The organism is Rhodococcus sp. 05-2254-5 (assembly GCF_002258575.1).
Classification (GTDB): domain Bacteria; phylum Actinomycetota; class Actinomycetes; order Mycobacteriales; family Mycobacteriaceae; genus Rhodococcoides; species Rhodococcoides fascians.
This window is the reverse complement of the sequence record NZ_NOZG01000001.1, coordinates 77,147-89,081: the sequence shown is the minus strand read 5'-3', so window position 1 is coordinate 89,081 and position 11,935 is coordinate 77,147. Positions and strand designations below refer to the sequence as shown.

Annotated in this window: 11 protein-coding genes; all 11 read right to left on the bottom strand. The window is 57.9% G+C overall.

Annotated elements, in window-relative coordinates:
- Positions 1 to 2 precede the first annotated feature (2 nt).
- The 11 genes from CH278_RS00405 to CH278_RS28165 all read right to left on the bottom strand — a co-directional run bounded on the left by CH278_RS00405 (position 3) and on the right by CH278_RS28165 (position 11,280).
- Positions 3 to 1,205 carry a phthiocerol/phthiodiolone dimycocerosyl transferase family protein gene (locus CH278_RS00405; protein ID WP_032365006.1) on the bottom strand — a complete coding sequence of 401 codons (1,203 nt, stop codon included), beginning with the start codon at positions 1,203 to 1,205 and terminating at the stop codon, positions 3 to 5.
- A 129-nt stretch (positions 1,206 to 1,334) separates the two neighbouring features.
- A complete protein-coding gene (locus tag CH278_RS00400) occupies positions 1,335 to 2,639 on the bottom strand; it encodes an NtaA/DmoA family FMN-dependent monooxygenase (RefSeq protein WP_015586137.1) in 1,305 nt (434 codons plus the stop codon).
- Between the two features lie 106 nt (positions 2,640 to 2,745).
- Complete coding sequence (locus tag CH278_RS00395) at positions 2,746 to 3,327, bottom strand: TIGR00730 family Rossman fold protein (protein WP_202902193.1); 582 nt, start codon at positions 3,325 to 3,327, stop codon at positions 2,746 to 2,748.
- Positions 3,328 to 3,341: 14 nt separating this feature from the next.
- On the bottom strand, positions 3,342 to 4,658 hold the full coding sequence (locus CH278_RS00390) for an FAD-binding protein (protein WP_037192296.1): 1,317 nt from the start codon (positions 4,656 to 4,658) through the stop codon (positions 3,342 to 3,344).
- The gene (gene fas4 / locus CH278_RS00385; RefSeq protein WP_015586134.1) at positions 4,655 to 5,422 is read right to left on the bottom strand and encodes an adenylate dimethylallyltransferase Fas4; all 768 of its coding nucleotides are present in this window, start codon (positions 5,420 to 5,422) and stop codon (positions 4,655 to 4,657) included. The genes CH278_RS00390 and fas4 overlap by 4 nt, the downstream gene beginning before the upstream one ends.
- A 28-nt stretch (positions 5,423 to 5,450) precedes the next feature.
- Positions 5,451 to 6,389, bottom strand: a complete 939-nt coding sequence (locus CH278_RS00380; protein WP_015586133.1) for a transketolase family protein — start codon at positions 6,387 to 6,389, stop codon at positions 5,451 to 5,453.
- A gap of 6 nt (positions 6,390 to 6,395) precedes the next feature.
- The gene (locus tag CH278_RS00375) at positions 6,396 to 7,310 is read right to left on the bottom strand and encodes a 4Fe-4S domain-containing protein (RefSeq protein WP_080730063.1); all 915 of its coding nucleotides are present in this window, start codon (positions 7,308 to 7,310) and stop codon (positions 6,396 to 6,398) included.
- Between the two features lie 13 nt (positions 7,311 to 7,323).
- Complete coding sequence (locus tag CH278_RS00370; protein WP_015586131.1) at positions 7,324 to 8,523, bottom strand: cytochrome P450; 1,200 nt, start codon at positions 8,521 to 8,523, stop codon at positions 7,324 to 7,326.
- 95 nt (positions 8,524 to 8,618) lie between these two features.
- Entirely contained in the window at positions 8,619 to 9,470 is an 852-nt protein-coding gene (locus CH278_RS00365) for an SAM-dependent methyltransferase (protein ID WP_032365004.1), read from the bottom strand.
- A 39-nt stretch (positions 9,471 to 9,509) separates the two neighbouring features.
- Positions 9,510 to 10,361, bottom strand: a complete 852-nt coding sequence (locus CH278_RS00360; protein WP_015586129.1) for an SAM-dependent methyltransferase — start codon at positions 10,359 to 10,361, stop codon at positions 9,510 to 9,512.
- A gap of 610 nt (positions 10,362 to 10,971) precedes the next feature.
- Positions 10,972 to 11,280: a helix-turn-helix transcriptional regulator gene (locus CH278_RS28165; RefSeq protein WP_368665489.1), complete on the bottom strand. Its 309-nt coding sequence runs from the start codon at positions 11,278 to 11,280 to the stop codon at positions 10,972 to 10,974.
- Positions 11,281 to 11,935 lie beyond the last annotated feature (655 nt).

The following is an 11,935-nucleotide window of genomic DNA, read 5'->3' as shown; positions in this document are numbered from 1 at the left end:
AATCACGCCACGGAACGAAGGTGGGATTCGAGCGTTCTGATCCGTTCCCGGCCTCGGCCGATGTCGTAGCGGGAAGCTCCGTGCGGCAAAGCAAACTCGATGTTCAGTCGACCGCCATACCCATGGACGATGTAAACAGGAAAGGAAAACCCAGCTGGCGCGGGCCGGCAGTCCTCGAGTTTGAGTCCTGCGGGCGATCGCAATGGTGGAACCGTGCCTCCATTGGTGCAACGAACCTCGTTGGGTTCAGGCAACAGCACTGCCATCTTCGCGGCTGTCAGGGCTTCACTTTGGAGGTGGCCGGCGGCGAGATCGATGTGCAATTCCTCATTTAAACTGCGAGCCAGATCCACGATTTCTACGGACTCGGCCGTAGCCCGATAGACGGGGAAGCCGACAATATTTGTTCCCGCGGTGGAATCCACTGCAGGTGTGACGTGAGGCCTGAGGTCCACAATAAAATGGTAGGCGATGTCGGCGAGCCGAACACTTCTCAGATCTGACTCGGTCCGCATGATAGCGGCAGATACTAGGCCGTTTACCGTAACTCCATGGTGACGTCCGAAGTCGATGAGCCCGGTCGTGACTCGCCTGCTCAAACGACAACGCAGTTGGGTCATCGCACGATGTGGCTCGGTATAGCCAGCCGTCGGCGGCCTGTTTAATGCCGACTCTAATGGTTCGTCATTGCCGACATCGGGTGTGTCGATTCCTCTCTCGGAGAACAGCTTTTCCAGCGACTCGGGATAGCCATGAACAACCGCGTCAGGGGTCTTTCCTTCCACAATGTCGGTGTAGAAAGACCACAGATCGCTGAGCAAATCTACAGAATGGCGACCGTCGGCTATGCAGTGGTGGGTTAGTAAAGTCACACTCGCGCAGGCGGAATCGCCGACGACGTGTAGCCCGGAAAGGGCGCGGCCCGCACTGAGGTTCACCCCGCTCAGCGGCTGACCGGGATCCCCTGTGTGCACGCTGAGGCCGGGCAGCGGACCGGATGGTTTGACGATCATATGGTCTCCATCGATCGTCTCCACGTGCGCAGCCAACACAGGATACGAGCGTCGCAATGTCGCAAATGCCGCCGAGAGCCCCGATATGTTCAAATCGCCGCGAGCCCGCACCGAATACCCGATGAAAACTCCCAAGTCGACGTAGAGCGCCTCACTGGGAGCGAGCCCCCGAATAGAGTAATCCACAGTCACCACAAATTCCTGTCACTTAAATTGCTGTTCGATAGGGGACGTGCAGCTCGATGATCACGAGCCCGGCACCACCAGGAGCGTTTCTGATCATGGGATGGCCTCGGGAGATGGCGCGAACGAGCACCAAAACTAGAACTCACGAAGGTTGTCACGTAGATACACCGACGAATATCCCACCCGCGTTCGCCCAATTCGTTGTAAAGCTGGCACGAGGCCGTCGGTAATCTCAGCGATGAATCGGCGGGTGAGCGAGTTCGACCCGGTATAAATCAAGAATCCGTCACCGCCTACCTCGTCGACGATCTCCCCCATGCGCTCCGCTACGTGATCAGGCGTCCCCACCAGTTCGATAGACGGAGCGAGGTAATCAATGGTCAGCTCGCGCAGAGTTTTACCGCTACCGTGCTGCAGGAAGCTCTCCAGTGATGACTGCTCGCCATTGGTTGTCAAGTCTTGCGGAGGTACTTCGTCGAGCGGAAACTGAGAGAAGTCGATGTCGGTGACGAAAGACAGTTGCAAAAGAATGTTTTCGATGGCCCGGTCGCTGGTCATTCTCCGTTTATTCGCGGCCTGAGCCTCATCCATAGTGGCACCGAGTACTGGCATCGCGATGAAGAGAACCTTGATGTCGTCAGGGTCTCGACCGTGTGCCTGCGCCCGGTTACGGACATCGTCACGAAACTCCCGCATCGTCTCCACGGTGTTGACGTTGGCAACAATCGAGTCGGCGTACTTCGCGGCGAAGTCGCGGCCCTTGGGGGATCCGCCAGCTTGGACGAAAACTGGTTGCCCATTGGGTGGGTGCACCGTGTTGAGCGGACCCGCCGAACGGAAATGCTCCCCAGTGTGGTTCACTGCCCGAACAGTGCCGGGCGCAACATAAGTCCCTGACTCGCGGTCACGGACGATGTTGTCTCGATCCCAGGAATTCCATAGATCTCGGACAAGGTCGACGTACTCATGTGCTACCTCGTAGCGCTTGTCGTGCGGCAGCAGACGATCCATGCCGAAGTTGCGCGCGGCCTGATCTTGACCGGTGGTGACGATGTTCCATCCAAAGCGCCCACCAGCGATGTGGTCGACCGTAGAGACAGTGCGTGCCAGCATGTATGGGGGATAGAAGGCCGTCGACATCGTAGCGATTACGCCTATGCGGTCGGTCGCGGCCGCGATCACCGACGCCAACGGCACTGGGTCGTGTTTCGGCACCCACAGGGCGTGTTTCAGGTACGCATCGAAGGATCGCCCGTATGCATCGGGTACCGACACCGTGTCCTCGAACATCATGTAGTCGAATCCTGCGCGCTCTAGCGACTTCGCCATCTCGACATAGAATCGGCCATCCCATGGCTCTTCAGGCGGCGAGAAGTCGCCGGTGAAATCGTTAGCAAAGAAACCGACAAACCAGCCTAGGTGAAATTTTCGTACAGACATCGACGTGCCTCCAAATTTCGTATACGGACGAACTGGGTGGAACGTGAGCGATATAGAATGCACCGAGGACGGAGCAGATCTACCGGCCAGGCAGAAGTCCCACTAATTAGGGTGAGCGAATGGCCGCGATAGCCCCCTCGATGTCTTTGCAGACGATTACGCGAGACCGGGTTGCGGGGGTGATAAATCCTTCGACGGCAGCGTGCTCGATGTAGGAGAGCAAGGGGCGGTAATACTCGTTGTCGTTCAGCAGTACACAGGGTTTATTGTGAAGCCCCAGGTGTGACCACGTAAGGACCTCGAAGAACTCTTCTGCGGTTCCGACACCGCCGGGGAGGGCAATGAATGCGTCACCGAGTTCGGCCATGAGAGCTTTGCGTTGGTGCATGTCATGGACGACGTGTAGTTCTGTCAGTCCATGATGCGCAGCCTCGGGTATCGCAGTGAAGCTCTCAGGGATCACGCCAACGACGGTTCCGCCGGAGTCCAAGGCCGCGTTCGCGAGGGTGCCCATGAGGCCGACTCGGGCGCCACCATAAACGAGGCGCAGCTTCGATCTAGCAATCGCACGCCCCATCCCCTCTGCGAGCTGTCCATATTTGGTCCCGCGCCCTGGCATAGCTCCGCAGAAGACCGTGACGCTCTTGGGGGTCGGGCGGGCCTGTGCCGAGACCGTAGTCGCGGGCATTGGTCGAAGGTTCATCAGTCGAATGACATTCTGTATCCAGGGGCGAGGATCCTGTATGGGTCGAAGCGACGCTTAGCCCGTGCGATGGCCTGCCATCGCGAACCGAAGTGCGTACACCAATCTCCCGGTGACATGGGGACAGCATTGACTGCGTAGGCCACCCCGCCTACATCCCGAGCCTGTTCATAGAGCAGGCGGTTGCTGGCAATCATTCGGGCTTCGGCCCCTGGGGATGCTGTTCGAAGTACGGCCAACATGAAGAATGTGTCGCAGTGAGGAATCGGAATGAACGGTGCGGTGATCGGTGTTGTTGGAATCGGGTAAACCATGATCAGCCCGGAGTTTCCTAGGTCATCCGTCAATGAGGAGCTGGTAGTTTCGATGAACTGCTCGATCTTGTCTGCCGGGATCAGCAGGCTGGCCCATGGATGTGGATAGAACCACTCACCTGTGTGCCGAAGATCAAGCTCCTGATCCGCCATACGGTTGATAAAGTCACCATAATCTACGTCCGAGTTGTATTCGGCGCACGAATCGTATTGGAGCGATGACAACAGCGCATCGTCGTCTGGCCTTCGTGGTGGGGTGAAGTACTTGGCTAGGTCCAGTCGATAACGTAAGTGGCCGTCGGCATCGACACGAATTCGTCCTTGTACATGGTCGAATAGTCTGTTGGACATGGCGCGGAGTTGGTCGCCAAGGAATACGCCGAGGTTGGAATACTGCAATTTGTACTGTCGAACCGACTCGTGAGCAGCGGTCAGACGGATTGTCGCGTTGACGATTACGCCGAATTGACCGAGGCCGCCGCGCACGGCGTCGAAAAGTTCACTGTTCGATACGGCGGAGCATTCCCGAAAATCTCCCGATCCGGTAACTACAGCAAGAGAGTCCACGTTGTCGGTTTGCAAGCCAAAGCCGTGACTCGATCCCCCGAAGCCTCCGACCGAAAGCGTTCCGCCGACGGTGGTCCCGAGATAGTCGGTGAGTACCGGAGGGGCTTGCTGGCGGCTGAGCGTGGCAGCGACCACGTCGCTCCATCGCACACCCGCATCGATCGTGGCCTGCCCCGATCGAACGTCGTGGACGGTGTTGAACCTTTTCATGTCCAGCACGACTCCGCCATCTGCCTGGCATTGCCCGTAAGTCGAGTGTCCGGATCCGCGCACCGCGAGCGATAGGTTCCGCGCCGCGGTGTAGCGCAGGGCTTCCTGCACGTCGGCCACGGTCCGTGGCACGACAACGACGGACGGTTTCGCATGGATGCAGTTTCCGAAATCAGCCCCGGCGGATGTCAGGTGCACGTCGTCGGTGTGCCAGATCCCGCTCATCTGGCGGTCACACCTGGGGCACCGAAGGTTCTTAAAAATATTTCCTGCTGAAGGACGCCGTGCTCGACATACCGGCCACCCATTGATGCCGCCAGTTCGTCGAGCACCTCCGTGGTGAGGTCTCGGTTGGCCAACTCCTCTGGTGTTACGGAATGCGTGGCGCACCAGTCGAGTACACAGTCCAGACCCGCAACCGAGGCTATGAAGTTGTGCTGATCGCCTAGAACCCACGCTTCCGCCAGTTCGGTGAGTAAATTCCTGCCCGTTGAATCTCCCCGTAACATTTGTCGTGCCCTTGCGCACTGCTGGGCAAAGTAGTGTTGCCTATCAGGAATAGGCATAACATTCACGACAGCTGGGAACGGTAGGTTGGATATCGTTTGCGCGAATCGAAGAATGAGCGATATCGAACCGCCCTCCATTACCACCGCTTCGCCGCGATCAACGTACGAGGTCAGTACTTTTATCAGCCGGTCAAAGGCCTCGTCCGGATCGAAGTTGCCCTGATGTATGGTCCGGTTGTCGAGCCAAACGCGGTTGAGCCCTTCCACTTTCGCGTCGAACGCTCGACCACTGGTGACCAGGAGATCGGAGTAACACTGGATACGGTCGGCAACAACAATCGGAGCCGAGTGACTCAATGCCAACTTGCTCGCTTCGGCGCTCTTTCCAATTCCGGTGGCACCGACGATTGCGTATACGCCGGGTTCCCATCGCACCCGATCAAACCTTGCTTGCGTCTGTGCCATGGTTGATTCCTTCATCCCGATTCCTTTCTCTCGCGGGTCGTGCTCAGCCGAGGAAGGAATTGATCGAATTACTCAGGGAACGGGCGTCAAGTCCGTGAATGTGGTCGTGGTCGTCGGGGGTTCCGTAGTGGCGATCTTCCATCTCACGTCGAACGCCCAGGGAGAGCAGCCGATGGGGATGGCTGACGAGACTGGACGAGACTTGGTGCGCCGAGGTGCCTGCCAGATAGGGCTCGACCAACACGACGTTCGGACGGTTCACGGCTTGCACCGCGGCACACAGGCCCGTGGCGTCGAAGGGGCGAATCGTCGCCGCGTAGAGGATGGTTACGTCGAGCATGGAGGTTGCCGACAGCACCGCATCTAAACAGGGCCCGACTGCGAGGACGACTCCGCGGGTGCCGTACTTGATAGGTGTGAACGATGTCCCTCGGACCGCATGGGGGTAACGGTTGACCTGACTCGACAGCCGTAGGTAGACCCGTCCATCGCCTGGTAGCGATTCGAGGAGAAGATCGGCGGCCTCCTGTGGATGGCCTGGCACGTGAACTGTCCAGTTGGGCATCGAATCGATGACGGTGATATCGCCCGGGGTGAAATGGGAGAAGGCGAACTCCGACAAGTCGTAGGAGGCTCCCCAACTGACCAGGACTGCGCCGACATCTTGCTGGGCGAAGTTCAGCTTTATTTGTTCAAGAGGCCGCTCGACGAGAAAGGCGGCGACTGTGTGTACCACGGGTCGCATGCCACACATGGCGAGCCCGCCGGCTACCCCCATCATCAGCTGTTCCCTGATCCCTACGTTGATCACGCGGTTGGGATCTGCGATCGCGGCCGCTTTGAAGAGGTGGGCTCCGATGTCGGCCAGCACAACTACGGCGCGGGGGTCTGTTTCCAATGCACCAGACATGGTCGTTCCGAATGCGGTCCACATGTCAGTGTGGTTGAAGGACTTTGGTTCTTGCGTGTCTGCGGAATTCATGGCGATTCATCTCTGCTGAATGGACGAACGGGCCGATTGCCGAGTAACGGTGGCGACCACCGCGAGCGGTCTGTCGTTGTGATCTCGATTCAGTGCCGCAGCGATCTCCTCATGGTCAGCACCGTTGATGTTGATTGTGTCCCAACCCTCACCGTCGAACCGTTTATCGATTCCATGCGGCCAACCCATACTTGCCGTGCCGTTGTCCAGGACGATGACCGTCAGTTGGTTCAAGCGCGCGCGTCCTGCAAAAGCCATCGCCTCGTGGTTGCTGCCCTCATCGAACTCTCCATCGCCGATGAGCACGAAGACTCTCGGTGCGTGACGATTTTGTATACGGAGTCCCATCGCGACGCCCACTGCGAGCGGCAAGCCATGGCCGAGCGAGCCACCCGACATTTCTACACCCGAGATTTTGGTTCGATCCGGCGCGAAGCCGAGTGGTGAGTTCTTTGTCGCCCAGGTATCGAGGAGCTCTGGTCGGAGGAACCCTTTGGCCGCAAGTACCGCGTAGTAGGCCATCGGGCCGTGACCTTTGGACAGCAAGAAGCGGTCCCTGTCGTCGTCGTCGGGGCTCTCGGGGGATACGTTGAGGATTTCGTCGTAGAGTACCCACAGCACGTCCATCGTCGATGAGGATGAGAACGAGTGCCTTTCGTCTCCCCGCATACGGGAGATCAGAGCAGGCAGATCGTCATAGCTGAATTCGGTTGGCTCTTGTCGCATCGCATTCTCTTCGAAGCGGATAGCAGTAGCTGGGCAGGAACGTGCAGCCGCGCGTACCAGCGAATGGTTGTCTGGGGAAGGTTTGTCCACGAGCAATGTGACTGTGCCGTCGTTACTCTGCTCGAAGACCTCGGGCGCGACGAGCACGCACTGACCGGAGCCGAAACACCTCCGCTCGTTCACGACGACTTTCATGACCGCTCGCTTCTCACCACGTCAGCTGTAGTTCTTCGAGGCCGAGAACAATGCTGGCGGAGCGGAGCCGAACGTCGTGCGAGGGTGAGAGGGCTAGGTCGGGAAAGCGCCTCAGTACCGCCGGCACGGCCGTGCGCAGGGTCATCCGAGCGAGTGAATGCCCAAGACAGAAATGGACGCCATGCCCGAAGGCGAGGTGACCGGCTACTCCCCTGGTGATATCGAGGTCGTCGGGTCTGTCCGTCAGATTGCTGTCGCGATTAGCGGCCAATAGGGACGGGATGACGAAAGATCCTGCCGGAATGGTCACCCCGGCGATTTGCACCTCGGTTACTGCCATGCGCGGTGGCTGCGAATGGGCGACCGACAACCACCGCAATAATTCCTCAATTCCGGAATTGACGCAGTTCGGGTCCTCGATCATCATGGCGGCTTGTTCCGGGTGATGCAAAAGGGCCAGTACACTGAGGCCGATCATGCTTGCTGTGGTCTCGTGTCCACCGAGCATGATCAGACTGATGATACTGATAAGTTCGTCGGTGCTGAGGTTGTCGCCAATCTTGCGCGCCAGAATTCCCAACAAGTCGTCACCGGGTTGTTCCTGCGCACGGGTAACCAGGGTGGCCATGTATCGACGGTCTTCTCGCTGGGCAACCGCTCGTTGTTCTGCAGATGCCGACAGATCCAGGAGGCGTGCTGTTCGATCTCGCAATTCGTCGCGATCGGCATAGGGCACTCCCAACAGCTCACACAGTACGAGCAAAGAGACTGGTAGCGCGTAACGGTCCATAAGGTCGGCGGGTTGCCCGGCTTGCTCGAGACCATCCAATGCACTGTCCACTATCTCTGCGATGCGCGGCTGCAGGCGACTGAGCCGGTGCACTGAGAACTCCGCAGCAAGGATATGACGCAAGCGGGTGTGGTCGGGGGGATCGAGTCCGATGAGGTTACCGGCGCGCATGGCGGCTAGTTCATCTTCAATCACATCGCCGCCGCTGGGTATTGCGAACATTGGCGTGTGGGCGTTGCTGAACCGGTTTGAGTCTGCGAAGATTCGCCGGACGTCTTCGTAACGGCAGACGAGAAAAGCCGGGGCCCCGTAGAGTTCTCCTACTGGGATAACACCGTCGCGGTCACGGACCTGGGCGAGCTCTTCGGTCGGGTTCAGGCCGTTGCGTCGCATTTCTAAAGGTAAATCAGCCGTTCCGGCCATACCGGAATCCCTTCGATTGTTTGTAGAAGGACGAAGTGGCGCGCCGATGCCGAGGATCGCTGGCGCGTGGATAACTCGGATATCTCAGGCCACCGCTACAGACGCTCGCACGCGATAACCAAGTAGTCGATGCTGCGTTCGCGGAAGCCCTGGAGGAATGGTTCCTCGACACCTGTGCGCAACGCTGCCTGGTTGCGCAGGTCCCAGTACGGGATGGCTTCGTCGGTGTATCGCTGAACGTGATACGGCACCAGACCATTTGCTGCCAGAGTTTGGAAATAAGTACTGCGGGTGTGCATAGCGCACTGATATTCTTCGTCGATCAACCGTGATGCCTCGGAACGCTCAGCAACTACGTCGTTGCGGCACCAGGTGACTGCGACATAGCGGCCGCCGGGGCGCAGCAACCGGGCGAACTCGGTGAACGCCTCCCCTAGGTCGACACACATCGTGGTTTCGTTGGAGACGATGTAATCGAAGGTGTTGTCCTCGAAGGGGGCCTGAACCATGTTTGCGAAGTGGAATTGCACACGGTCCGAGCTCCCGCGTTCACGGGCCAACTTCTCTGCGAACTCGACATGGTGAGCGCAGTAGTTCACCCCGTCTACCCGGCAGCCGAATCGATCAGCGATTGTGAAGGTCGTTCCGCCTCGCCCCGATCCCGCGTCCATGACACGAGAGCTCGGTGAGACCTCCCCTAATGCATCGACGATAAGGTTGATTTCCAGCGACTCCATCCGGTGAAGTTCGCGCAGGATCAGTGACTCCCGCAGCTCCGCAGGTGCAGCGAGTACAGAGTGATCGTAGTCACCGATTCCGTAGTGGTGGTGGTACAAGCCGTCTTCAGTGCCCAGCAGCAGGTTGATATCGTCGGATTTTTTGGCATCCCAGTAGCGGCGCTGCTGTACGTCATGCTGGCCGAGGACTGCCACGTCGAGGTTCGGCATTTCAGGCTCCTTCAAGTTTGTGGTTTCCGGGTGGATGTCTCAGATGCGTTCGGCCGCAATCACTAGGTAGTTCAGTGAACCGTCGCTGTAGCCGCTGAGGAACGCATCCTCAACGCCGGTGCGGAGTTTGCTGTTGTTGCGTAGCTCCCAGTACGGCATAGCTTCGTGTGTGTACTGAGCCACGCGGTACGGAATCAGGCCGTTTGCCGCGAAGGCCTTGAAGTAAGTGCTTCGGCGGTGCATTCGGCATACGTAATGTTCATCGATCTGCCTTGTCGCGTCCGAGCGTGGGTCGACTGCGTCGTTGCGGCACCAGGTGGTCATTACGTAGCGACCGCCCCGTCGCAGTAGGCGGGAGAACTCGGCCATTGCTTCGTACGCGTCGGCGTACATCGTCGTCTCGTTTGAGACCACGAAATCGAAAGTGTGATCAGGAAATGGTGCCTGCAGCATGTTCCCGAGGTGGAATTGAACGCGGCTATCCCAACCGCGTTTGCGTGCGATCTGCTCGGCGAACGCGACGTGATGTTCGCAAAAATTGACGCCGTCGATTCGGCTCTCCGTCGCTCCAGCGAGACGAAAAGATGTTCCCCCGCGACCTGACCCGGCATCCATGCCGCGAGAGTTGGGCGGCAAAGGACCGAGGGCGTCGAGGATCAGTCCGACTTGATCATTCTCCATTCGATGCAACTCTCGCAAAATCGCGTTCTCTCGCTCCTCACCTACGGAATCCAGAATAGAGCGGTCGAAATCGCCAATCGCGTAGTGATGGTGGTAAAGATCATCATCAGCGCCCAGTAGGAGATTGATGTCATCGGTTGTTTTAGCGTCCCAGTGAGCTTTCAACTCACGTTCATAGCTATCGCGCGCATATTGATCTGCCGAGATCATCACAGTCTCCTTCTTCGGTTCTCCCCATCATTTCTGTATCTCAAGTCGACATGTCGAATGAACCATTGCGACCTGCAAGGTCGGCGACTTGATGATGTCTTCGACGCTACTTATCGAAATTAATTGCGGAAATACCTCCACAGCTCTTCGTCGCGAAGCGACAAAACTTTGGCACCGTGCGACAAGTGGGGTCGAAGTCCCCTACGGGGTCCAGTGCAGGTAGGCACCCATCTGCGCCGGCCGTGAGGAGACCATGGAAGCCGCAACCGGCCAACGATCAAGTCCTCGGAGTCGGGCCCTCCAAAGTCGACAACGACTACAGCCACGTCTACCGCGAGAACCCGCAGATCAATCGTCTTATGCCGTGAAGGCGATGCCCCGATCGGCGCGAGTGCGCGCGGACGTGACGGAGTTGCGTGGTAGCTACCGTGGACGGATAGCCGGACCGTCACTACCTCGAGCAAGGTCAAGAATTTTGTCTTGATGAATCCGTCACCCGGTCGTGTACTTGTTGCCCAGCGAGTTCGATCACGTCGACGCGGCGCGCCGGTACGAGAACCTTCGTTCCGGTCTTGACCACTCGGAATTGATCGGTGGATGTGTTCTCGAATTAGCTGGGTTCCGCGTAAAACCTTCTGAATTCCGAAGGCGAGCAACCCTTCAACTCGCGAAATAGCCGAGAAAGTCTCGACTGGTCACTAAGCCCCCACCGCGCACTGATGTCGCCTATCGGTATCTGTTGTAAGCTTGGGTCGATCAAATCGGCAGCGCACCTTTCAATGCGCTCATATGCTATATAAGCGGACAGAGTTCGCTCCTCTCGCTCGAAAGCGCGATGCAGCTGACGAACCGATACATGTAGTTTGCGCGCGAGTAGGTCGGGATTGAGCGTGGGATCAGAAAGATTCTTCTCGATCATCAAGCGCGCCGTCGCTACGAGGCCGGATTGCTGGTCAGGCGGTGCGTGGCCATGGGGCGGGTGCATTCCTTCCCACGCCAGTAATCGAACGGCTGAGATGACATTATGAGCCGTGAACGTGTTCAGCATTCCAATTTCTCTCGAAGTAGAATGTAAAGTATCTGAGAGTATTTTCCCCGTACCTTCAGCGTTTGGCACAACGCGAAGACCTCGACCCGAGGCGGCGTCGAAGTCTTCTCTTGAGCCCACCCTCTGCCGTAACGTGACTACCGCTAAACAGCTGGCACGGGTTACAGTCATTGTATAACTGTAATCGCTATAGTATAGGCCAATGCCTCCACTCTTCAGCGATATTTGGACGCCGTTCTGCGACAGAATTACTTCGCCCGATAAGACGTATTGAATCCTCACGGAGAATCGTGGATCGGCTTCGAGATCAACCTGTCGACGAGTAATTTCTCCTGGTCCGCACCGAATCGACGCTAAGCTGTCCCCATCGACTATTCGCGCAGTGAGTCGTGTCATACACTGTCGTTCAGGCGCGTGACACGCGGTTCCGTACACGGTGTACAGCTCGTGACTACGCTCTTCGCTAGATGCGTGGTCGGAAGTTTTGATCAGAGTTGTGGCATTGCGGTCGTTATGGGCATTGTCT

Bases quoted from the DNA above. Each gene is read 5' to 3' on its own strand.
- CH278_RS00390 (WP_037192296.1), bottom strand. From the start codon at position 4,658: ATGAGCGGGATCTGGCACACCGACGACGTGCACCTGACATCCGCCGGG.
- CH278_RS28165 (WP_368665489.1), bottom strand. From the start codon at position 11,280: ATGATCGAGAAGAATCTTTCTGATCCCACGCTCAATCCCGACCTACTC.
- CH278_RS00360 (WP_015586129.1), bottom strand. From the start codon at position 10,361: ATGATCTCGGCAGATCAATATGCGCGCGATAGCTATGAACGTGAGTTG.
- CH278_RS00375 (WP_080730063.1), bottom strand. From the start codon at position 7,310: ATGAAAGTCGTCGTGAACGAGCGGAGGTGTTTCGGCTCCGGTCAGTGC.
- CH278_RS00370 (WP_015586131.1), bottom strand. From the start codon at position 8,523: ATGGCCGGAACGGCTGATTTACCTTTAGAAATGCGACGCAACGGCCTG.
- CH278_RS00395 (WP_202902193.1), bottom strand. From the start codon at position 3,327: ATGCCCGCGACTACGGTCTCGGCACAGGCCCGCCCGACCCCCAAGAGC.
- fas4 (WP_015586134.1), bottom strand. From the start codon at position 5,422: ATGAAGGAATCAACCATGGCACAGACGCAAGCAAGGTTTGATCGGGTG.
- CH278_RS00365 (WP_032365004.1), bottom strand. From the start codon at position 9,470: ATGCCGAACCTCGACGTGGCAGTCCTCGGCCAGCATGACGTACAGCAG.
- CH278_RS00380 (WP_015586133.1), bottom strand. From the start codon at position 6,389: ATGAATTCCGCAGACACGCAAGAACCAAAGTCCTTCAACCACACTGAC.
- CH278_RS00400 (WP_015586137.1), bottom strand. From the start codon at position 2,639: ATGTCTGTACGAAAATTTCACCTAGGCTGGTTTGTCGGTTTCTTTGCT.